Raw genomic sequence first — 21,358 nt, 5'->3', positions numbered from 1 at the left:
GCGTGGCAACGTCGACCCGGGCCCGCCCGCGCACGTCCACCCCGCCGACCGGCCGTCCGGCCCGTCGACGGAAGGTGGACGGCAGGCGGGACCTGGTCGGCGCCCTGCTGTCGCTGCCCGCACTGCTGCTCTTCGCGCTCTTCGCGATCTACCCGGGGCTGCGGGTGTTCTACCTGAGCCTGTTCGACTACAGCCTGACCTCACCGCCGGAGTTCACCGGCCTCGACAACTTCCGGTTCCTGCTGGCCGATCCGCGCTTCCACGCGGCGCTGCTCAACACGCTCGTCTACACGGTCGGCACGTACGTCCCCGCGCTCATGCTGGCGATGCTGCTGGCGCTGGGCCTGCAGCGGCGGATGCGCGGGTTCGGGCTGGTACGGCTGCTGTACTTCCTGCCCGTAGCCACGAGCTGGGTGGCGATCGCCGTGGTGTGGCGGCTCGTCCTGCACCCCGACGGGCTGCTCGACCAGAGCCTCGGGATCGACGTCGCGTGGCTCACCAGCTCCACGTGGGCGCGCTGGGCACTGGTGATCATGGGGATCTGGAAGGAGACCGGGTTCTTCCTGATCCTGTTCCTCGCCGGGCTCTCCCGGCTGCCGATCGACGTGCAGGAGGCCGCGGTCGTGGACGGCGCGAATGCCTGGCAGCGGTTCTGGCACATCACGTTCCCGCTGCTCAAGCCGATCACGGCGGTGTGCAGCGTGATCGCGGTGATCCGCGGGTTCCAGGCGTTCAGCCCGCAGGTGGTGCTCACCGGCGGTGCGTTCGACACGGAGGTCGTCAACCTGTTCGTCTACAAGACCGCGTTCGAGAGCGCCCGGATGGGCCGCGCGAGCGCGGTGGCCGTGCTGATGTTCGCCGTCCTGCTGATCGTGACCATGGTGCAGCTGCGGGTGTTCCGGAGGACCGACACGTGACGACATCGACGATGCGCCGGATCGCCAGGGTGCCGCTGTGGCTGGTGGTGACGCTCGGCGGCATCGTGTTCGCCTCCGTGCTCGTCTACGCGCTGGTGTCGGCGCTCAAGACGCCCGCGGCGGTGCTGGCGGTGCCGGTGCGCTGGATCCCGGACTGGCTGTGGTCCAACTTCGCGCTGCCCTTCACGGAGACACCGTTCGCCCGGTACTACCTCAACAGCGTTGTCGTCGGGGTCGCCGTGACGGTGCTCAACCTGGTGACGTGCACGCTGGCGGGCTACAGCTTCTCGAAGTTCTCCTACCCCGGACGCAACACGGCGTTCGTGGTGGTGCTGGCGACGCTGATGGTGCCGCTGGAAGTGATCTACGTGCCGCTGTACGCGCTGATCTACGACCTGGGCTGGGTCAACAGCTTCGCCGGGCTGATCGTGCCGGCGGGCACCAGCGCGTTCGGGATCTTCCTGATGCGCCAGGCGATCGACGCGGTGCCCGACGAGCTGATCGAGGCCGCCCGGCTGGACGGCGCCGGCGTGGTGCGCACGCTGCTGCGCATCGTCGGGCCGCTGGTGCGGGGGCCGATGGCGGCGCTGGCGCTGTTCATCTTCCTGATGAACTGGGACAGCCACCTCTGGCCGTTGCTGGTGGGCAGCGACGACGAGCACCGGACGCTACCGGTGGGGCTCGCGGCCATGCAGGCCAACAACCTCGGCGCAAGCGGGCTGCCGATGATGATGGCCGCCGCAGTGCTGGCGCTGCTGCCGACCGTGCTGCTGTTCGTCTCGTTGCAGCGCCGGTTCGTGGAGGGCATCACGATGAGCGCGGGGATCCGGTGAGCAGGCGATGAGGCTCGTCGCCGTCGACGGCGGCCAGTCCACCCTGCGGCTCACCGTCGTCGGCAGCGGGCAGGTCCACGCGGGCCCGGGCTTCGTCTACCGGGGCACCGACAACGTGCCGGGGATCGTCGCGGCCGTGGCGCAGGCATGGGCCGGGTTCACCGCCGCCGCCTCCGGCGATCCGGTGGCCCGTGCGGTGCTCGGGCTGACGGGCCTGCCGGTGCTCGAGTCCGACCGCGAGCGGCTCGGCGCCGCGATCGCCGAACTCCTGCCCGCCGAGGAGGTGCTGCTGTGCGCCGACAACGTCACGGCGCACGCGGGCGCGCTCGGCGGTGGGCCAGGAGTGGCGTTGACGGTCGGCACCGGTGTGGGCTGCCTGGCTGTCCGGAACGAGGTCCGGCACCGAGTGGACGGCTGGGGCCACCTGTTCGGCGACGACGGCAGCGGCTTCGCGATCGGCCGCGCGGGCATCGCCGCCGCGCTGCGCGCCTACGACGGGCGTGGGCCCACCACGGCGCTGCTCAACAGCACCGGCCGGCGTTTCGGCGCCCCCGGGCAGCTCGCACAGGTGCTCTACACGTCCCCGACGGTGGTGGACGACGTCGCGCGGTTCGCCGTCGAGGTGCTCGACGCCGCTGCGGCGGGTGACGCCGTCGCGGCCGGGATCGTCACCGCGGCCGGCGGGGAGCTGGCCCGCACCGCGGCCGCCGGGATCGAGGCGATCCCCGGCAGCGACGACGTTGCCGTCGCCGCAACCGGTCGCCTCGTCGAGAGCGGGACGGCGCTGCGCGAGGCGTTCCACGCGGCGCTGGCCGGGGTGCCGCGCGCCCGGCCCGTCCCGGCGGCCGGCTCACCGCTGGACGGCGCCTGCCTGCTCGCCTCGACGCCGGAACCGCTCGCTTACCTGCCCCTGATGCACCGGCACAAGCACGGAGGGTTCCGCTGATGTCTGCACCGCTCCCGATCCCGTTCCCCGCCCGCTCGCTCATCGTGTCCTGCCAGGCCGGCAACGAGAGCCCGCTGCACGGGCCGGACACGATGGCCCGGATGGCGCGCTCGGTGGCCGCCGCGGGCGCCGCGGGGATCCGGGCCAACGGGCCCGCCGACGTCGCCGCGATCCGGGCCGCCGTCACCCTGCCCATCATCGGGATCCATAAGCTCGGCGACCCGGACGGCGTGTTCATCACCCCGACGGCCGCCGCGGCGGCCGAGGTCATCGCGGCGGGCGCCGACGTCGTCGCGATCGACGGCACGCGGCGCCCCCGCCCGGACGGCACCACGCTGGCCGGGCAGATCGCGGCGATCCACGAGCTGTTCGGCACGCTGGTGATGGCCGACGTCGACGATCTCGACGCCGGGCTGGCGGCGCGCGCGGCCGGCGCCGACATCGTGGCGTCCACGCTGTCGGGCTACACCGGGGGTGGACCGGTACCGGCTGGCCCGGACCTGGCGCTGGTCGCCGCGCTCGTGGCGGCGCTGGACTGCCCGGTGATCGCGGAGGGCCGCTTCGGCACCCCCGAGCTGTTCCGGGCGGCGCTCGACGCGGGGGCGCACGCCGTGGTGGTCGGGCAGTCCATCACCGACCCCGGCGTGATCACCGGGAACTTCCTGCAGGCGGCGTCGTGACGGGGCTGGCCGTCGGGTGGGCTGCCGTGGAGCTCGCCGTTCCGGACGGCTCGCCCATGGGCGGGTACGCCGCCCGACCCGGACCGTCGACCGGCGTGCTCGACCCGCTGCAGGTGGCCGCGGTCAGCATCCGCGCCGGCACGGACCGGTTCGTCTGGCTCGTGGCCGACCTGCCGTGCGTCAACGTCGATCTCACCGCGGCGATCCGGGACGCCGTGCCCGGCACCGTCTGGCTCTCGGCCACCCACACCCACGCCGGACCGGAGACCGGCTGCACCCCCGGCGGCACCCGCACGCCGCCGCACTGGCTGGCGGCCGTCACCGCCGCGGCGACCGATGCGGCGGCACGGGCGGTCGCCGCCGAGGCACCGGCGACCGTCGAGCTGCGCAGGCTGACGCTGCGCGGTGTCGCCGGGCAGCGCTCCGGCGCCCGGCCGCGGCGGACCGTGCCGGTGGACGTGCTGTCGGTGCACGCTCCCGGCGGCGAGGTGACCGGGGTGATCACGGTGCTGCCCGTGCACCCGACCGTGCTCGACGCCGCGAACCGGTGCGTCAGCGCGGACCTGGCAGGCGCCGTCCGCGACGGGGTGCGGGAGCGGACCGGCGCCTGGTCGGTGGCCGCCACCGGGGCCGCCGGCGACGTCAGCACGCGGCCGCACCGGCGGGAGCAGACCCCGGCCGAGTGCACCCGGCTCGGACGGGTCGCGGCCGCGGCGGTCGTCCGGTCGTTGCGAGGCCCGGCCGCCGTCACGGCAGGCGCGCCACTGCGCAGCCGCACGGCCGCCGTCGCACTGGACCCGAAGCCCGCCACCGCAGTGCCGATCGCCGCCTTGACCACGGCGCTCGCCGCAGCGGAACGGGCCGGGGATCCGGTCGCGATCCGCACCGCCGCGACGGCGCTGCAGGCAGCCGAGCTGGCCCGATCCGAGCCGCGGCCCGCCGACCTGAACTGCGCCGTCGCCGCAGTCCGGCTCGGATCGCTGACGCTGCTCGGTCTCGGCGCCGAGCCCTACCTGGCGCTGCGCGACGAGCTCGACGGCGGCGCGGTGCTGGTCGGCTACACCAACGGCTACGTCGGCTACCTGCCGACGCGTGCCGCCTACGGGCGGCCCGACTACGAGGTGCTCCGCACCCCGACCGCGGCGGGCAGCGCCGAGCGCGCGCTCGCCGCTGCGGTCGACCTGCTCGAACCGACCGACCCGATCGACCCGAACGAGAGGCCCGCGTGACCAACCCGACGCTCGACCGCGAGACCCCCCTGCGCGTGCTGCAGGACGCCATCGACCGCGTCGTCGACACCCAGCACGACGCGATCGCCGCCGCCGCCGCGCTCGGCGCCGATGCGCTGGCGGGCGACGGTGTCCTGCAGGCCTTCGGCACCGGCCACTCCCGCGCGTTCGCCATGGAGATCACCGGCCGAGCCGGCGGGTTGGTGCCGACGAACCAGCTGGCCATCAACGACCTCGCGCTGTTCGGGGGCGCCCCGGCCGCGGAGATCATCGACCCGACTTGCGAGCGCGATCCCGGGCTGGCCCCGCGCGTGCTCGCACTGCACGAGGTGCACCCCGAGGACCTGTTCCTCATCGCGTCCAACTCCGGGATCAACGGCTCGGTCGTCGAGATGGCCCGGCTGGCGAGAGCCAACGGCAACCGCGTCGTCGCTGTCACGTCGCTGGCGCACAGCGCGTCGATGACGTCGCGGCACCCGTCGGGACTGCGGCTGGCCGACCTGGCCGACGTCGTGATCGACAACTGCGCCGTGCCCGGGGACGCGGGCTACCCGCTGCCCGGCGGCTCGCGCATCGCGTCGACGTCGACGATGACCGGGGTGCTGATCGCGCAGCTGATCACCGCGGAGATCTGCGCCCGGCTGCTGGCGCGCGGGATCGAGCCCCCGGTGCTGCGCTCGGCCAACATCGACGGCGGCGACGCGCACAACGCGGTACTGCTGGCCCGCTACGGCTCCCGCGTGCGCCCCATGGAGCCCTGACACTCCGTCGAGAACGACATTGCCATGATCCAATGGCCCTGTTGATCATGACAACGTCGTTCTCGACGGTTCTCGGACGCTGGGCAGTGCACTATCCACAGGTTGTGGGTAGGAACTGTGCACATCGCCCGCTGACGAGGTCCTGACCTGCCGTTTACGTTGGCCGCTCGATCCCCCCATCGAGTGGACAAGGAGGCCGCCATGGCCTCGCACGTCGGAGTCGATGACCACGCCATGACCCGGGTGCCGCAGAGCGCCCGCTACTCGTGGTGGTCGGTAGCGGTACAACGGTTCGGGCAGATGTCGGCGCTCACGCAGTTCCTCCTGGGTGCGACGCTCGGGTTCGGCATGACGTTCTGGGACGCGTTCCTCGCGCTCACGTTCGGCGCGGTGATCCTCGAGTTCGTCGCGATCCTCGTCGGGATCATCGGCGTCCGCGAGGGGCTCCCGCTCTCGGTGCTGGCCCGCTGGACCGGCTTCGGCCGCGGCGGTTCCGCCCTCATCGGGCTGGCCGTCGGCATCAGCCTGATCGGCTGGTTCGGCATCCAGTCGGCGGTGTCGGCGCAGGGCCTCGTCCAGCTGTTGGGTGGGCTGCCCGAAGGCGTGTGGGCGCTGCTGTTCGGCCTCCTCGTCACCGCGATCGTGTTGCGGGGCTTCAAGTCCATGGCCTGGACGGCCTACGTGACGGTGCCCGCGTTCCTGGTGCTCGTCGGCTGGTCGATCATCTCCGAGCTGTCGAGCCACAACTTCGCCGAACTGGTGGCCTCGGCGCCGGCCGGCCCGGCGATGACGCTGGTACAGGGCACGACCTTGGTGGCAGGCGGGTTCATCGTCGGCGCGGTGATCACGCCGGACATGACGCGGTTCAACCGCAGCGTCGCCGACGTCGTCAAGCAGACGCTGGTGGGCGTCACGCTCGGCGAGTACGTCATCGGGCTGGCCGGGGTGCTGCTGGCCCACGCAGTGAAGACGGCCGAGATCACCACGATCATCACGTCGTCGGTCGGCTGGATCGGCATCCTGGTGATCATCGCCGGCACTCTGAAGATCAACGACTGGAACCTCTACTCGTCGGGCCTCGGCGTGGTGAACTTCATCGCCACGGTCTTCGGCCGCAGGGTGCACCGCGGCGCGCTCACCGCCGTGATCGGCGTGGCAGGCAGCCTGCTCGCGGCGTTCGGCATCCTCGGCAACTTCACGACGTTCCTGATCGTGCTGGGATCGGCGTTCCCGCCGATCGCCGGGATCATGGTGGCCGAGTACTTCGTGGTGAAGCGCTGGCGCGGTGACCTCGAGGCGGCCCGCGCCGACGGCTACAGCCTGCCGGCGGCCGCGCCCGACTGGGTGCCCGCCACCCTGGTGATCTGGCTCGTGGCCGCGCTCGTCGGGCTGTTCGTCAGCATCGGGCTGCCGAGCATCAACTCGCTGGTGATCGCGTTCGTGCTCTACGTCGTGGCGGGCCGGCTCGGCCTGGTGCGCGGCGCGGGCGTCTACCGGACGGCCACGGCCGAACCCGTCCCCGCGGGACCCGTTCCCGCACACAAGGAGAGCTGAGCGGTGCGCATCGGAATCGACGTCGGCGGCACCAACACCGACGCCGTCCTGCTGGACGGCGTGCAGGTGCTCGCCAGCATCAAGACCAGCACCACCGCGGACGTGACGTCCGGGATCGTCGCGGCGATGGCCGCGCTGCAGTCGCAGCGGCCGTTCGCGCCGGGCGACGTGCAGGCCGTCATGATCGGGACCACCCACTTCATCAACGCGCTGATCGAGGCCCGGCGCCTGGCCCCCACCGCGGCGCTGCGGCTGAGCCTGCCGGCGGGGGCGTCACTGCCGCCGCTGGTGGACTGGCCGCAGCGGCTGGTGGACGCCATCGCCGGACGCAGCTACATGGCGCACGGCGGCCACGAGTTCGACGGGCGCCACATCGCCGAGCTCGACGAGGCCGAGCTGCGCAAGGCCGCCGACGACATGGGCCGCGCCGGCATCCGCAGTGTCGCGATCTCGTCGGTGTTCTCCCCGGTCAACGCCGAGTTCGAGGCGCGGGCCGCGGAGATCATCGCCGAGGAGCTGCCCGACGTCGCGATCTCGCTGTCACACGAGATCGGCCGGATCGGGCTGCTGGAGCGCGAGAACGCCACGATCATCAACGCCGCGCTGCGCGAGCTCGCCGCCACCATCGTCGACGGCCTGGGCGCCGCCGTCACCGGGGCCGGAATCGGGGCGCCGCTGTACCTGAGCCAGAACGACGGCACCCTCATGGACGTCGACTTCGCCCGCCGCTACCCGGTGGCCACGTTCGCGTCCGGCCCGACGAACTCGATGCGCGGCGCCGCGGTGCTGTCGGGGCTGGGCACCTGCGCGGTCGTCGACGTCGGCGGCACCACCACCGACGTCGGCGTGCTGCGCGACGGCTTCCCACGCGAGGCCACCACCGACATCAGCGTCGCCGGCATCCGCACCAACTTCCGCATGCCCGACGTGCTGTCGATCGGCATCGGCGGCGGCAGCCGGATCCGCGGAACGGGCGCCGAGGTCACGGTCGGCCCGGACTCGGTCGGCTACGAGCTGACGTCGCAGGCGCTCGTCTTCGGCGGTACGACGCTCACCGCCACGGACGTCGCCGTCGCGGCCGGTCGGGCCGACATCGGCGACGCCGCCCGCGTCGCGCACCTCGACCCCGAGCTCGTCCGCTACGCGCTCGACCGGGTGTCGCGCGACGTGTCCGACGCCGTCGAGCGGATGCGCACGTCGGCCGACCCGCTGCCCGTCGTCGCGGTCGGCGGCGGCTCGGTGCTGCTCCCGGACTTCCTCGACGGGGCGGGCGAGCAGGTGCACCGGCCGGAGAACTACGCGGTGGCCAACGCCATCGGCGCAGCGATCGCGCAGATCAGCGGCAAGGTCGACCGCGTGTACGCCATCGAGCCGGGCCGTCGCGAATCCGTGGTGGACCAGGCGAAGCAGGAGGCCGTCGACCGTGCCGTCGCGGCCGGAGCGGTGCCCTCGAGCGTGACGATCGTCGACTTCGACGAGGTGCCGATCCCGTACCTGCCCGGCAACGCGACACGGATCCGGGTCAGTGCCGTCGGCGACCTGCAGGTGGAGGGATGACGATGCGCGAGATCACGGTCGACGACGTCGAGGACATCGCGAGCGGCGCGGCGATACTCGGCACCGGTGGCGGCGGCGACCCGTACATCGGGCGGCTGCTGGCCGCTGCCGCGCTGCGCGAGCACGGCCCGGTGCGGCTCGTGCCGCTGGCCGAGGTGCCCGACGACGCCGAGGTGCTGACCGTCGCGATGATGGGCGCGCCCACCGTCATGGTCGAGAAGCTGCCCTCCGGTGATCAGGTCGGGCTGGCACCGCGAGCGCTCGCGACCTACCTCGGCCGAAAGCTCACGCACATCGCGTGTGCCGAGGCGGGCGGCGTCAACTCGCTGATCCCCGTGGTCGCGGCCGCCCAGCTGGGGCTGCCGTTGATCGACGCCGACGGCATGGGCCGCGCGTTCCCCGAGATCCAGATGATCCTGCCGACGATCTACGGGATCACGACGACACCGATGGCGCTCACCGACGAGAAGGGCAACCGCAGCGTCTTCGACACGGTGGACAACATGTGGGCCGAGCGGCTGGCGCGCACGGCGACCATCGAGATGGGCTGCTCGGCGATGATCAGCGCGTACGCGATGAGCGGCCCGCAGGCGCGTGAGTCACTGGTGCCCGCGACGTTGAGCCTGTGCGCCGAGCTGGGTGCGCTGGTGCGGTCGGCACGGGAGACCCACGCCGACCCCGCGGCCGCGGTGATCGCCCGGATGGGCGGCAGGCACCTGTTCACCGGCAAGGTCGTCGACGTGGAGCGGCGCACCGCCGACGGCTTCGCCCGCGGCGTCGCCCGGCTCTCCGGGATGGGCGACGACACCGGCGCCGAGTTCGTGCTGCGCTTCCAGAACGAGAACCTCGTGGCCGAGCGCGACGGTGCGGTGACGGCGTCGGTGCCGGACCTGATCTGCTCGGTCGACCAGGAGACCGGAGTGGCGATCACCACCGAGGGGTTGCGCTACGGCCAGCGGATGACGGTGTTCACCGCGCCTGCCGACCCGCGCTGGCACAGCGAGGCCGGGCTGGCACTGGCCGGACCGCGCTACTTCGGCTACGACATCGACCCGGTCGTGGCCTGATGGCGTGGTCGCTGACCGCCGACATGCTGCCCGACCTGGCCCGCGGTGCCGCGGTGCTCGGCACGGGCGGAGGCGGCGATCCGTACGTCGGCAGGTTGCTGGTGCGCGAGGCGATGCGGGAGTCGGGACCGATCACGATCCTCGACCCCGACGACCTCGCCGACGACGCGCTGGTGATCCCGACCGCGCAGATGGGCGCCCCGACGGTGTGCTTCGAGAAGCTGCCGCACGGTACCGAACCGGTCTCGGCGCTGCGCGCGCTGGAGCGGCGGCTCGGTCGGCGCGCCGATGCCACGATGCCGATCGAGTGCGGCGGCATCAACTCCATGATCCCGCTGCTCGTGGGCGCGCGGACCGGCCTGCCCGTCGTCGACGCCGACGGGATGGGGCGCGCGTTCCCCGAGCTGCAGATGGAGACGTTCGCCGTCTACGGGGTGCCCGGATCGCCGATGGCGGTGGCCGGCGAGCGCGGCGAGACCGTCGTGATCGACACCGGCACCGACAACGCGGCGATGGAGTGGCACGCCCGCGGCGTCACGATCCGGCTCGGCGGGGTCGCCCACATCGCGGAGTACGCGATGAGCGGCGCGCAGGTGCAACGGACGGCGGTGCCGCGCACGCTGACGCTGGCGCTCACCGTCGGCCGGGCGATCCGCGAGGCCCGCGAACAGCACGCCGACCCGTTCGACCGGCTCGCCGACGTGCTGGCCGACACCCTCTACGGCCACCTGCGGGTGCTGTTCCGCGGCAAGATCACCGATGTGGAGCGGCGGACCGAGCAGGGTTTCGCCCGCGGCCGGGCCGCGGCGGCGTCGTTCGACGGCGAGCACGGGCTGGAGATCCAGTTCCAGAACGAGAACCTCGTCGCGCTCGTCGACGGCGAGATGCGGTGCGTGGTGCCGGACCTGATCTGCGTGCTCGACGCCGAGACGGCCGAGCCGATCACCACCGAGCACCTGCGCTACGGCCAGCGCGTGGTGGTGATCGGGATCTCGACCCCGGCGCTGATGCGCACGCCGGCTGCGCTGGCGACGTTCGGGCCGGCCGCGTTCGGACTGGCCCATGACTTCCGACCGGTGGAGCTGATCGCGTGACCGCACTGCAGGACCGCACGGTCGTGCTCATCGGCGGCGGCGCCGGCATCGGGCTGGAGGTGGCCCGGCGGGTCGTCGCCGCCGGCGGGAGCGTGGTGCTCGGCGGCCGGACGGCGGCGACGCTGGACGCGGCCGTCGCGGAACTGGGCTCGGCTGCGACCCGGCGGGTTGTCGACACCGCCTCCCCCGAGTCGGTCGCCGCGTTCTTCGCCGGTGTCCCCCGGGTCGACCACGTGTTCACCACCGCCGCGACCTATCGCGTCGGGTCGCTGCGCGAGCTCTCGGAGACCGACGCCGCGAGCCCGTTCGAGTCGAAGTTCTGGGGGCAGTACCGGGTCGTCCGCCACGCGCTGCCGGTGCTGGCCACCGACGGGTCGGTGGTGCTGATGGCCGGGGCCGCGAGCGTGCGGCCGCCGGGCCCGGCGTCGGCGTACGTGGCGTGCAACGCCGCGATCGAGGGGCTGGGCCGCGGGCTGGCCACCGAGCTCGCGCCGATCCGCGTCAACGTCGTGTCACCGGGAACGATCGACGGTCACCTGTGGTCGCAGCGGCCCGATGACGTGCGCGAGGCGGCGTTCGCGCAGTACCGCCGCGACACGCTGCTGCACCGCGTCGGGACGGAGGCGGAGGTGGCGGACGCGGTGCTGTACCTGTTCACGAGCGGCTACACGACGGGCTCGGTGCTGTACCCCGACGGTGGGTACGCGCTGCGCTGAGGCCCACCTGCCACCGAGCGTCGGATAGGTTCCGGCGATCCTCGCCCCCGGGAGCCGCCGTGCGCATCGACCTCGTCGCGCTGGAACGCGGGGTCGCGCTGCTCGGCTCCGGGGGTGGCGGGCGCACCGACACCGCGGCCACGCTCCTGCGGATGCGGCACGCGGCGGGGCACGACATCGCCGTCACGCCCGTGTCGGAGCTGCCCGGCGACGCGCTCGTGGTGGCGGTCGGGGCCGTCGGCGCCACGTCGGCACTGACCGAGAAGCTCCCGGGCGGGCACGAGTTCCGCGATGCGGTGGGGGCCGTCGAGCGGTGGACCGGCACCCGGGCCGACGCCGCGATGACGATCGAGATCGGCGGGCTCAACGGGCTGCTCGGGCTCGTCGCCGCCGAGCAGCTCGGACTGCCGTGCGTCGACGCCGACCTGTCGGGCCGGACGCTGCCGCGGCTCAACCAGTTCTCCCCCGTCGCTGCCGGTCGCGAGCTCGGGCCCGTCGCGTTCGGCGAGCCCGGCGGTCAGGTGCTGCTGCTCGACCACTCCACGCCCGTGCAGATCGAACGCACGATGCGGGCGGTGCTCACCCTGACCGGCTGGGGCGTGCTCGCGCTGGCCCCGATCCCGGCACGTGAGCTCGCCGACTGCGCGGTGATCGGCAGCGTCGGGGCGGCCGCGGAGCTGGGCAGGCTGGCGCTCGCGCTGGCTCCCGCCCAGCTCGCCCCGGCGGTGGGGGGACGGTTGCTCGCGCAGGGCCGGGTGGTGGAGGTGGCGCGTCGCGTCGACCCCGAGCGGCCCGACAACCCCGGGTTCGGCCGCGGCAGCGTCACCGTCCAGGACGCCGCCGGCATGCTGCTGCGGCTGGAGATGGAGAACGAGTACCTGCTCGCCATGCGCGACGGCGTCGTCGTCGCCACGACCCCGGACGTGCTGGCGGTGCTGGACCGGCGCACGGCCGTGCCGATCGCCTGCGAGGACATCCGCCACGGCATGGAGGTGGCGGTGCTGCAGCTGCCCGCGCCGTCGTTCTGGACCGATCCGCGCCACTGCGGCCCGGTGGCACCGCGCGCGTACGGCATCGACAGCGATCCCGTCCTGCTGGCGGGGCAGCCGTGACCGTCACAGTGCGGAGACTCCTCGCGCTGCCGGCGTGGTCGGATGCGGTCGAGGTGCTGGCCGGCGCGGCGGGGGTGGAGCGGGCGGTCAGCCGGCTGCGGCCGGTACTGGACCTGGGCCGCGATCACACCGTCGGCGCGGCGGAGCTGACCGTCGTGGCGCAGCCCCTGGCCGCCGCCGACTGGCGGGTCGACACGTTGCTGCGCCGCGTCGCCGACGCCGGTGGGGCCGGTGTGCTGCTCGCCGGCCGGCCGCTGGTGGCGTCGCGGTTGCTGGCCGATCGGATCTCGGTGCCGCTGCTGGTCACCGCGGCCGGGCCGCTCGACCTGCTCGTCGCCGCCCGGTTGCTGCTCGCTGCACCCGATCTCGACCGTGCCGAGCTCGTGCTCGCCACGCACGCCGAGCTGGCCGAGCGGCTGCGGCCCCCGGAGGAGATCGCGACCGTCCTGCGCGGGCTGCTGCGGGCACCCGTCGCGCTGCTCGACGGGCACGGGGAGCAGCTGGCGGGCGATCCCGTCGCGGCCGCGACGGTACGGATCGACGAGCCCGTTCCCCAGCGCTCCCCGGTGCCCGGCGGGACGCTGCTCGCGCACCCCGTCCTGCTCCCCCGGGCCGCGCGGCCCGCGCTGTGGCTGGTCACCGAGATCCGCGACGTCCGGGCGGCGTGGGCCGACACCGTGCCGCCCGCGCTCGCCATCGCCGCGTCCGCCGCGCAGCGCTGGCTGCTCGTGCACCGGCTGGAGTCCGAACGCGACGCGCGCTACCGCGCCGCGCTGCTGGGCGACGTGCTGCGCCTGGCCGGCGAGCCGACCGCCGACCTGCGCAGGCGCGCCACCGACGCGGGCTGGCGGCTGGGCGGCTGGCACGTCGGCATCCGTATCGGCGCCGCGGTCGGCACCGACATCGTCGGCCGCGAACCCGATGTGCTGCGTGTCCTGCAGGCCGCGGGCGTCGATGCCGTCCTCGTCGGGCACGGCGACGGCTGGACGGGCTGGACCACCTTCGATGCCGAACCGTCCGCCGACCGGATCCGCGCGCTCGCCACGCACCTGCGCACGGCCCACCGCGAGCTGCGCCGCACGCTGGCCGCCCACATGGGCGTCGGACGGCCGCACCCGCAGCCCGACGGGCTGGCCGGCACCGTCGCGGAGGCCACCGACGCGGCGCGGCTGGCGGCCGCGCGCCCGGAGACCGGCCACTTCCTGCACGTCGACCAGCTCGGGATGGCCCAGCTGCTGCTGGAGTGGACGCGCACCGACACGTTCGAGCCCGCGGCGCGGACGCTGCTCGCGCCGCTGCTGGGGGAGACCGGCGACCTCGTGCGGACGCTCGCGACGTACCTCGACGCCGAGTCGTCGCTGGCCGAGACGGCGGCCGTGCTCGGGGTGCACCGCAACACGGTCGCGGCCCGCGTCGCGCGGATCGAGCGGCTGCTCGACATCGATCTCGGACGCACCGACAACCGGCTGGCCCTGCAGCTGGCCTGCCGCGCCGTAGCGCTGTCCGGCCCCTGATCCGCCGCGGCCAACCGACCGCAACTCGCGGTCCCATCCGCCCCAACTCGCGGTGCAATCCACCCCAACTCGCGGTGCAATCCACCCCAACTCGCGGGCGCTCGTGACCACGCCCGCACGCGAGTTGGGGCCATCGGCCCCGCGAGTTGCGCTCAAACGACCCGCGAGTTGGGGCCATCGGCCCCGCGAGTTGCGCTCAAACGACCCGCGAGTTGGGGCCATCGGCCCCGCGAGTTGCGCTCAAACGACCCGCGAGTCGGGACGAACGGCACCGCGAGTCGGGTCAGGGCGGCGAATCGGTGCTGGCGGGTTACACCGCGACGATGGCGCCCACGGGTTCGCCGTGGCCCAGCACGTCGACGTGGCCGATCTCGTCGAGGCCGGTGACGCCCAGCGCCGCAAGCGCCCCGGCCACCACGGCCCGGTGCGACCGCCCGCTCCCGTCCAGGATCTTGACGGCCAGCGCGGCACCGTCGGGGAGCGCGGCGGCGAGCACCCCGTCAGCGCCGTCCTTCGCGATGAGCCCCGGCACCGTCTCCATGAAGCGGGTGGCCCGGCGGCCGGTGCCCCCGACGAACCACGGGTGGTTGCGCATCGCGGTGGCGACGCGGTGCTCCGGCGTGCCGGGCGCGCCCGTCGCGATCCTCGAGAACGCCCTGGCCAGGCCGCCGACCGTGCAGGAGAACAGCGGCGCCCCACAACCGTCGACGGTGACGTGGGCGGGGTCACCGTCGCCGGTGAACTCGGCGATCGTCGCGCGGATCGCCTGCTGCAGCGGGTGTGCGGGGTCGCGGTAGGTGCGCAGGTCCCACCCGTTCACCACGCACGTGGTCAGCATGGCCGCGTGCTTGCCGGAGCAGTCCTGCGTGAGCGACGACGGCCCGTTGCCTGCGGCCCGCCAGGCGAACGACGCGTCGGCGTTGATCGGCAGCACCGGGGTGTTCTGCAGGTCGGCCTCGGTGAGCCCGGCCTTCGCGAGGATCTCCCGGGCTGCCTCGACGTGGGCGGGCTCCCCCGAGTTGCTGGACGCGGCGAGCGCGAGCAGCTCGCCGTCGAGGTCGAGTCCCGCGCGCAGCATGGCGATGGCCTGCACCGGCTTCACCGACGAGCGCGGGTAGAACGTGACGCCGGGGTCGCCGCGGCGCAACACCTCCGCACCCGTCGCGTCGAGCGCCACGAGGTGGCCGAGGTGCACCGATTCCACCAGCCCGCCGCGCACCACGTGGGCGAGCGGCTGCGCGTTCTCGTCGATCACGGCCGGAACGCTACGTCAGACGGTCGGGATCGGTGCCGGTCGGTGCAACCGCCCCTGTGCCATCACCAGCTCGATCCGGCTGAGCGCGTCGAGGTCGGCCACCGGGTCCCCGTCGACGACGATCAGGTCGGCCGCGAAGCCCGCCCGGAGCCGTCCGGTGAACGTGCCGACGCCGAGCGCGTCGGCCGCGCCGGTGGTGGCCATGTCCAGGATCTCCGTGGCGGTGAAGCCGAAGTCGCGGTAGCGCCCCAGCGTGGCAGGCAGTCCATCGAACGGGGTCAGGCCGGCGTCGGTGCCCGGCACGACGCGCACGCCGAGATCGGCCATCCAGCGCAGGCGCGAGAACAGCTGCAACGCGCGCTCCTCGCCGACGATGCGGCCCATCGCGCGCCAGTCCCCCGACGAGGCAGGGCAGGCGACGATGCCGCGCTGCGCCATCCGCTCGGCGACGTCGGCGCGCTGGTCGCTGGCACCGGGACCGGCCATCCACGTGCAGTGCTCGACCGTCGCCACCCCCGCCTCGACGGCAGCGGCGATGCTGTCGGAGCCATGGGCGTGTGCCGCCACGCCCAGCCCGTGTCGAGCGGCCTCGTCGACGATCACCCGCAGGTCGTCCACGTCGAACTGCGACTCCCACATCGCGGCGCCGCCCTTCGTGATCTGACCGCCGGACGCCATGACCTTGATGAGGTCGACGCCCGCGGCCGCCGACGCGCGGATCCGGGCGCGGATGGCGTCGGGCCCATCGACCTCGCCGCCGAGGAAGTAGCAGTGCCCGCCGGTCGGCGTCAGCGGCGCACCGGCGGCGAGGATGCGGGGCCCGGCCAGACGCCCCGCGGCGACCGCGTCCCGCACGTGCAGCGCCAGCCCGCCGCGATCGCCCAGGTCACGTGCGGTGGTGACACCACCGTCGAGCAGCGTGCGCGCGGCCTGCGCCATGACGAGCAGCAGCTCGGCATCGTCGGCCTCCAGGACGGCGCGCACCGGATCCGGCCCCGGCTCGAAGGACAGGTGGACGTGCCCGTTGATCAGCCCCGGCAGGATCGTCGCACCCGGGAACGCCAACGTCGCGACGTGGGCGGGCAGGCCGGCCGTCACCTCCGCCGCGCTGCCGGCCGCGGCGATGCGGCCGTCGCGCACCAGTACCGCGCCGCCGTCGATCCGGTCCGCGACGGGACCGCGGATCAGCTCGGCAGCGGTGATCAGCAGGGGTGCGGAGTTGATGTTCGGCACCCCGTCATCGTGCCCACTGTCCGGCCTCCGGGGAACCGGGCCCCGACCCGGCGAGTTGGACGGACGTGACGGCAGACCTCGCACCCGGCGCGAACCTGGCGCTCCCCGGACCCGTGGTCGAGGTGCGGACCGCGGGCCCGTTCGATCTCTCAGCGCTGGTGGTGGGCGCGAACGGCCTCGTCTCGGGCGACGCCGACATGATCTTCTACAACGCGCCGGCAGCGCCGGGCGTGCAGCTGCGATCCGGGCGGTTGCGGGTCACGCCCGCAGGGCTGCGTCGTGGCGCGGACCGGGTGGTCGTGATCGCGTCGCCGGAACAGCCGGGCACCCGGTTCGGTGCGCTCCCGGCACCCGCGACGACCCTCACCGACGGCACGGGCAGCGCGTTCGCGCGGTTGGCGGCGCCGCGGCTGCAGGCCGAGACGGTGGTGCTGCTCGCCGAGTTCTACCGGCGCGACACCGCATGGCGGGTCCGCGCGATCGGCCAGGGGTACGCCGACGGGCTCGGCGGGCTCGCCCGCGACTTCGGTGTCGACGTGGCCGACGGGCCGCCTGCCGCCCCTTCCGCACCGGTGCGCGCAACCTCGATCACCGCCGAGGTCGTGGCCGCCACCAACGCCGAGCGTGCCCAGCACGGACTGCGCCCGCTGACCGTCGACGACCGGCTGACCGTGGCCGCGCAGCGCCACAGCGAGGACATGGTCCGCCGCTCGTTCTTCGATCACACGTCCCCCGATGGTGGGCAGCCCGCCGATCGCACCTCGGCCGCGGGATACCGGTACCGCAAGGTCGCCGAGAACATCGCCGCCGGTCAGCGCACCGCGGCGGAGGTGGTGCGGGGATGGATGGAAAGCCCTGGTCACCGGCGCAACATCCTCGACGGCGAGCTCACGCAGATCGGCGTCGGGCACGCGCTGGGCGGCAGCTACGGGGTGTACTGGACCCAGGTTTTCGGCACTCCACACTGATTTCACCCTAAGGTCCGCAATCCGCTGTGGACGGTTTGTGGCCGCCCTCACCGAGCACCCCTGTCTCGTACCGGATCACGTTCCGCTTCACGAGAAGGAGTTCCGATCATGGCGATCTCGATCGACGGCCCGGCCCGGCTCGAGGGCACGACGGTCACCGGCAGCGACGGCAAGGAAGCTCGGCAACGTCGATGCGCTCTACTACGACACCACCAGCCATGACGCGACCTGGGCGGCGGTCCGGACCGGACTGTTCGGCACCCACGTGTCGCTCGTGCCGCTGGGCCGCGCCAGCATGGAGAACGACGAGCCGATGGTGCCCTTCGACAAGGACGCGCTGAAGTCGGCGCCGCACCACGACCCGGGTCGCGAGCTCAGCCCGCGCGACGAGCAGGACCTGTTCCGCCACTACGGGATGGGTGATGGCGGCGTGACGCACCAGGCCGACGGCCACACCGGCACGGGCCGCAATGCGCCGGGTACCGCAATGGGCACCGCCGCGGGCAAGAACGGCGACGCCACGATGACGCGTTCGGAGGAGCAGCTCCGTGTCGGCACCGAGACCCACGAGACCGGCCGGCCCCGCCTGCGCAAGCGCGTCGTCACCGAGCACCAGACCGTGCAGGTGCCGGTGTCGCACGAGGAGGTCCACGTCGAGCGCGCGCCGATCACCGACGCCGACCGGCACCGCGGCGCAACCATCTCGGAGCAGGAGCACGAGGTCACGCTCCACGAGGAGCGCGCCGTCGTGTCGAAGGAGACCGTGCCGGTGGAGCAGGTTCGCCTGCGCACCGAGGCCGTGCGCGGCACGGAGGAGGTCGGTGGCGACCTGCGCCACGAGGAGATCGAGGTCGACAAGGGCGACAACCGGGGTCGCGATACCCGCCGCTGACGGTTCGCCGGGACGTCAGCAAGGTGGCCCTCCTGACGTTGAACGTCAGCAGGGTGGCCCTCCTGACGTCCGGGACACCACCGCGCCAACCCCGTGGCCACGGCGCCGACGTCTCGACGTTGGCGCCGTGGCTACGGGGTTGGCGCCGTCGAGCGGCCCAGCACCGTGGTGCCCGGCGCGGGCGAGCGCCACAGCTCGTGGAAGCCGACGCGGTCGTAGAACGCCCGCGCGCCGGTGTTGGACGTCGCCATCTCCAGGTGCACCCGCGCGACCCCCTTCGCGTGCAGCGCCGCGAAGAGCGCGGTGATCAGCTTCCGGCCGTAGCCCGCGCCCTGGTGGCCGGGCAGCAGGTCGATGTGCAGGTGGGCGGGGTAGTCGGCCAGCTCGGGCCGGACCATCCGCTCCGGGTGGTGCAGCAGCAGGGCCATCCGTTCCGCAGGCGTCGACGGCGGGCCGACCGGCAACGGGTAGCGGTCGGCGACCGTCGGCAGCCACTCCGCCGCGAAGCGCCGCGCGAACGTTGCGGTGTCGGCGGCGCCCAGCACGTAGCCGGCCACCGTGCCCTCGTGGTCGACGACGAACGCGAGGTCGGGCTCCAGCTCCACGTAGGGCAGGGCGAAGATCGCCGGCAGGATCTGTGGATCCGGGTAGACCGGGGTCGCGTCCACACCCCCGTCGCCGGTGCGGATGCAGATGTCGGCCACTGCCGCCCGGTCGGCAGGCCGGTACGGGCGGATCAGGGAATCGGACACACCTCGCAGTCTGCCTCGGCCGTCACTCCAGGCCGTTGTCGCCTCCGGGGTTGCGGGCGATGCTCGCCAGCGTGTCGAGCGCGGCCGCCAGCACCGGCACGGGCGGCACCGAGACGGCCAGCCGCACCGCGTTGGGCGCGCGCCCGGCACCCACGGTGAACGCCGCGGCGGGCGTGATCGCGATCCCGCGCCGCGCGGCGGCTGCCACGAACGTCTCCGCCCGCCACGGCGCCGGCAGCTCCCACCAGCAGTGGTAGGCAGCCGGGTCGGCGTGCACCGCGAAGCCGGCCAGCCGCTCGCGCACCACCTGCTGCCGGACGGCGGCGTCGGCGTGCTTGGCCCGCTCGACGAGCTGCAGCGTGCCGTCCGCCACCCACCGCATCGTCGCTTCGATGGCGAACGCGGACGCCGTCCAGCCGCCGGTGCGCAGCGCGGCCGCCATCCGTTCGACCATCGCGAGCGGCGGCACCACGAAGCCGACGGTGAGCCCGGGTGCGACGCGCTTCGAGAGGCTGTCCACCACGATCGTCCGTTCCGGGACCAGCGCCGCCAGCGGCGCGGGCGCGTCCGCGCGGAGGAACGCGTAGATCGTGTCCTCGATCACCGGCAGGTCCAGATCGGTCAGCACGCGTGCGAGCGCGGCACGGCGCTGCACCGGCATCGTCACGCCGAGCGGGTTGTGCAGGGTCGGCTGCAGGTAGACCGCGCGCAGTGGCCCGGCGGCCGCCAGCGCATCCGGGCGCAGCCCGTCGGCGTCCATCGGTATCGGCACGAGCTCCACCCCGAGCCGCGCCGCGACGCCCTGCACCACCGGGTACGTCATGGCCTCGACGCCGAGCCGCCCCCCGATCGGGACGAGCGCCGCGATCGTCGCGGCGATGCCCTGGCGCCCGTTGCCGGCGAAGAGGATCTGGCTCGGATCGGGCGTCCAGCCCTGCCGGGTGAGCGCCGTGGCGGCGACGGCCCGGGCCGCGGGCGTCCCCGACGGGCGGGGACCCACCAGCGCGGCCGCCAGCGCGTCCGCGCGCAGGAGGCCTTCCAGCGAGCGGGCCAGCAGGCCGGCCTGTTGCGGCAGCACCGGGAAGTTCAGCTCGAGATCGATGCGCGACGCCGCAGGCTCCGCGATGGCCGCCGCGGGATTGTGCCGCCCGGCCCTGACGAAGGTGCCGCGCCCGACCTCGCCGACGGCGAGCCCGCGGCGTACCAGCTCACCGAAGACCCGGGACGCGGTGGAGACGGCGACGCCGTGGTCGCGCGCGAACCGGCGCTGGGTGGGCAGCCGATCGCCCGGGCCGAGCCGACCGGATTCGATGTCGGCGGCCACGGCATCGGCCAGCGCCCGGAAGTCGTCCACGATTGCTCCGAGTTAATTGTCAGTATTGAACCGACACGATGCACCGCGCATCATCGAGGAGTCAACCCCCGAGGAGGCCCCCATGCAGACCTTGGAGCTCGACTCCACCACCCTCGCGTTCGACGACGTCGGTCCGGACGTCGCGACGCCGCTGCTGCTCGTGCACGGGCACCCGTTCGATCGGACCATGTGGCACCCGCAGCTCGCCCGCCTCGGCGAAAGCCACCGCGTCATCGCCCCCGACCTGCACGGATACGGCGCCAGCCCGGGGGCCGTCGCGCACTGGTCCGCGTTCGCCGACGAGCTGGCCGGGCTGCTCGACGCGCTGCGCATCGAGCGGGCGGTGGTCGCCGGGCTGTCGATGGGCGGGCAGATCGCGCTCGACCTGCAGTGGCGATACCCCTCTCGGGTGGCCGGACTGTTGCTGGCCGACACCACTGCGGCGGCCGAGCCGGATCCATCCGTCCGGCGAGCCGCGGCCGACCGATTGCTCCGAGAGGGCATGGACCCGTACGCGGTGGAGTCGCTCTACGGGATGGTCAGCCCGAACTCCCCTGCCCGCGTCGCCGAGCACGTGCTGGCGATGATGCGCGGCACCGACCCGGTGGGCGCCGCGGCGGCACAGCGCGCCCGTGCCGACCGGCCCGACTACCGAGCGAGCCTCGCCGCGATCACGGTGCCCGCGACCGTAGTGGTGGGAACCGCGGACAGGTTCACCCCGATCAGCGACGCTCAGGTGCTCGCCGCCGGGATCCCGGACGCCGAGCTCGTCGTGATCGAGGGCGCGGCACACATGCCCAACCTGGAGCAGCCCGCGGTGTTCGACGCCGCACTGGAGCGCCTGCTGTCTCGCGTGGCAGCCGTCGAGAACGACGTTGTCATGATCGAAAGGGCCTGTTGATCATGGCAACGTCGTTCTCGACG

20 protein-coding genes are annotated in these 21,358 nt (G+C 73.6%); 16 read left to right on the top strand and 4 right to left on the bottom strand.

All coding sequences use genetic code 11. From position 1 onward, the window contains the following. The first annotated feature begins 2 nt into the window (after positions 1-2). The 13 genes from ACFPFQ_RS44110 to ACFPFQ_RS44050 all read left to right on the top strand — a co-directional run bounded on the left by ACFPFQ_RS44110 (position 3) and on the right by ACFPFQ_RS44050 (position 13,980). Positions 3-917, top strand: a complete 915-nt coding sequence (locus ACFPFQ_RS44110; protein WP_379629250.1) for a carbohydrate ABC transporter permease — start codon at positions 3-5, stop codon at positions 915-917. Then, complete coding sequence (locus ACFPFQ_RS44105) at positions 914-1,750, top strand: carbohydrate ABC transporter permease (protein WP_379629249.1); 837 nt, start codon at positions 914-916, stop codon at positions 1,748-1,750. The genes ACFPFQ_RS44110 and ACFPFQ_RS44105 overlap by 4 nt, the downstream gene beginning before the upstream one ends. Before the next feature lie 7 nt (positions 1,751-1,757). After that, the gene (locus ACFPFQ_RS44100) at positions 1,758-2,696 is read left to right on the top strand and encodes an N-acetylglucosamine kinase (protein WP_379629248.1); all 939 of its coding nucleotides are present in this window, start codon (positions 1,758-1,760) and stop codon (positions 2,694-2,696) included. Beyond that, complete coding sequence (locus ACFPFQ_RS44095; RefSeq protein ID WP_379629247.1) at positions 2,696-3,376, top strand: N-acetylmannosamine-6-phosphate 2-epimerase; 681 nt, start codon at positions 2,696-2,698, stop codon at positions 3,374-3,376. Before ACFPFQ_RS44100 ends, ACFPFQ_RS44095 begins: the two co-directional genes overlap by 1 nt. After that, complete coding sequence (locus tag ACFPFQ_RS44090) at positions 3,373-4,605, top strand: hypothetical protein (RefSeq protein WP_379629246.1); 1,233 nt, start codon at positions 3,373-3,375, stop codon at positions 4,603-4,605. The genes ACFPFQ_RS44095 and ACFPFQ_RS44090 overlap by 4 nt, the downstream gene beginning before the upstream one ends. Continuing rightward, positions 4,602-5,366 carry a sugar isomerase domain-containing protein gene (locus ACFPFQ_RS44085; RefSeq protein ID WP_379629245.1) on the top strand — a complete coding sequence of 255 codons (765 nt, stop codon included), beginning with the start codon at positions 4,602-4,604 and terminating at the stop codon, positions 5,364-5,366. The genes ACFPFQ_RS44090 and ACFPFQ_RS44085 overlap by 4 nt, the downstream gene beginning before the upstream one ends. Before the next feature lie 201 nt (positions 5,367-5,567). Further along, the gene (locus ACFPFQ_RS44080) at positions 5,568-6,920 is read left to right on the top strand and encodes a purine-cytosine permease family protein (RefSeq protein ID WP_379629244.1); all 1,353 of its coding nucleotides are present in this window, start codon (positions 5,568-5,570) and stop codon (positions 6,918-6,920) included. Between the two features lie 3 nt (positions 6,921-6,923). After that, positions 6,924-8,477, top strand: coding sequence for a hydantoinase/oxoprolinase N-terminal domain-containing protein (locus ACFPFQ_RS44075; protein WP_379629243.1), 1,554 nt, complete (start codon positions 6,924-6,926; stop codon positions 8,475-8,477). Further along, positions 8,474-9,544, top strand: coding sequence for a DUF917 domain-containing protein (locus ACFPFQ_RS44070; protein WP_379629242.1), 1,071 nt, complete (start codon positions 8,474-8,476; stop codon positions 9,542-9,544). Before ACFPFQ_RS44075 ends, ACFPFQ_RS44070 begins: the two co-directional genes overlap by 4 nt. Next, positions 9,544-10,638 (top strand): DUF917 domain-containing protein, encoded by a 1,095-nt coding sequence (locus ACFPFQ_RS44065; RefSeq protein WP_379629241.1) that lies wholly within the window; start codon positions 9,544-9,546, stop codon positions 10,636-10,638. The genes ACFPFQ_RS44070 and ACFPFQ_RS44065 overlap by 1 nt, the downstream gene beginning before the upstream one ends. Beyond that, the gene (locus ACFPFQ_RS44060) at positions 10,635-11,354 is read left to right on the top strand and encodes an SDR family oxidoreductase (protein ID WP_379629240.1); all 720 of its coding nucleotides are present in this window, start codon (positions 10,635-10,637) and stop codon (positions 11,352-11,354) included. The genes ACFPFQ_RS44065 and ACFPFQ_RS44060 overlap by 4 nt, the downstream gene beginning before the upstream one ends. A 59-nt stretch (positions 11,355-11,413) precedes the next feature. After that, complete coding sequence (locus ACFPFQ_RS44055) at positions 11,414-12,466, top strand: DUF917 domain-containing protein (RefSeq protein ID WP_379629239.1); 1,053 nt, start codon at positions 11,414-11,416, stop codon at positions 12,464-12,466. Further along, positions 12,463-13,980 carry a PucR family transcriptional regulator gene (locus tag ACFPFQ_RS44050; RefSeq protein ID WP_379629238.1) on the top strand — a complete coding sequence of 506 codons (1,518 nt, stop codon included), beginning with the start codon at positions 12,463-12,465 and terminating at the stop codon, positions 13,978-13,980. Before ACFPFQ_RS44055 ends, ACFPFQ_RS44050 begins: the two co-directional genes overlap by 4 nt. Before the next feature lie 310 nt (positions 13,981-14,290). Here ACFPFQ_RS44050 and ACFPFQ_RS44045 read toward each other — a convergent pair whose 3' ends face one another. Together ACFPFQ_RS44045 and ACFPFQ_RS44040 are read right to left on the bottom strand one after the other, a co-directional pair. After that, positions 14,291-15,235 (bottom strand): asparaginase, encoded by a 945-nt coding sequence (locus tag ACFPFQ_RS44045; RefSeq protein WP_379629237.1) that lies wholly within the window; start codon positions 15,233-15,235, stop codon positions 14,291-14,293. A 15-nt stretch (positions 15,236-15,250) separates the two neighbouring features. Next, positions 15,251-16,468 carry an amidohydrolase family protein gene (locus tag ACFPFQ_RS44040; RefSeq protein ID WP_379629236.1) on the bottom strand — a complete coding sequence of 406 codons (1,218 nt, stop codon included), beginning with the start codon at positions 16,466-16,468 and terminating at the stop codon, positions 15,251-15,253. 65 nt (positions 16,469-16,533) lie between these two features. On the opposite strand from ACFPFQ_RS44040, the gene ACFPFQ_RS44035 reads away from it, so the two are divergent. Both ACFPFQ_RS44035 and ACFPFQ_RS44030 read left to right on the top strand, forming a co-directional pair. Beyond that, positions 16,534-17,436 carry a CAP domain-containing protein gene (locus ACFPFQ_RS44035; RefSeq protein WP_379629235.1) on the top strand — a complete coding sequence of 301 codons (903 nt, stop codon included), beginning with the start codon at positions 16,534-16,536 and terminating at the stop codon, positions 17,434-17,436. A 37-nt stretch (positions 17,437-17,473) separates the two neighbouring features. Beyond that, on the top strand, positions 17,474-18,328 hold the full coding sequence (locus tag ACFPFQ_RS44030; protein ID WP_379629234.1) for a YsnF/AvaK domain-containing protein: 855 nt from the start codon (positions 17,474-17,476) through the stop codon (positions 18,326-18,328). Positions 18,329-18,459: 131 nt separating this feature from the next. On the opposite strand, the gene ACFPFQ_RS44025 is transcribed toward ACFPFQ_RS44030, so the two are convergent. Further along, positions 18,460-19,080: a GNAT family N-acetyltransferase gene (locus ACFPFQ_RS44025; protein ID WP_379629233.1), complete on the bottom strand. Its 621-nt coding sequence runs from the start codon at positions 19,078-19,080 to the stop codon at positions 18,460-18,462. Positions 19,081-19,102: 22 nt separating this feature from the next. Continuing rightward, positions 19,103-20,434: a PLP-dependent aminotransferase family protein gene (locus ACFPFQ_RS44020; RefSeq protein ID WP_379629232.1), complete on the bottom strand. Its 1,332-nt coding sequence runs from the start codon at positions 20,432-20,434 to the stop codon at positions 19,103-19,105. Between the two features lie 82 nt (positions 20,435-20,516). Here ACFPFQ_RS44020 and ACFPFQ_RS44015 point away from each other — a divergent pair, with 82 nt between their 5' ends. After that, positions 20,517-21,335 carry an alpha/beta fold hydrolase gene (locus ACFPFQ_RS44015; RefSeq protein ID WP_379629231.1) on the top strand — a complete coding sequence of 273 codons (819 nt, stop codon included), beginning with the start codon at positions 20,517-20,519 and terminating at the stop codon, positions 21,333-21,335. Positions 21,336-21,358 lie beyond the last annotated feature (23 nt).

The sequence above is a fragment of the Pseudonocardia sp. GCM10023141 genome, assembly GCF_042653605.1.
Note: the sequence above shows the minus strand (reverse complement) of the source record. Positions and strands in the feature narration are given on the sequence as shown.

Bases quoted from the DNA above. Each gene is read 5' to 3' on its own strand.
- ACFPFQ_RS44065 (WP_379629241.1), top strand. From the start codon at position 9,544: ATGGCGTGGTCGCTGACCGCCGACATGCTGCCCGACCTGGCCCGCGGT.
- ACFPFQ_RS44070 (WP_379629242.1), top strand. From the start codon at position 8,474: ATGACGATGCGCGAGATCACGGTCGACGACGTCGAGGACATCGCGAGC.
- ACFPFQ_RS44080 (WP_379629244.1), top strand. From the start codon at position 5,568: ATGGCCTCGCACGTCGGAGTCGATGACCACGCCATGACCCGGGTGCCG.
- ACFPFQ_RS44015 (WP_379629231.1), top strand. From the start codon at position 20,517: ATGCAGACCTTGGAGCTCGACTCCACCACCCTCGCGTTCGACGACGTC.
- ACFPFQ_RS44100 (WP_379629248.1), top strand. From the start codon at position 1,758: ATGAGGCTCGTCGCCGTCGACGGCGGCCAGTCCACCCTGCGGCTCACC.
- ACFPFQ_RS44095 (WP_379629247.1), top strand. From the start codon at position 2,696: ATGTCTGCACCGCTCCCGATCCCGTTCCCCGCCCGCTCGCTCATCGTG.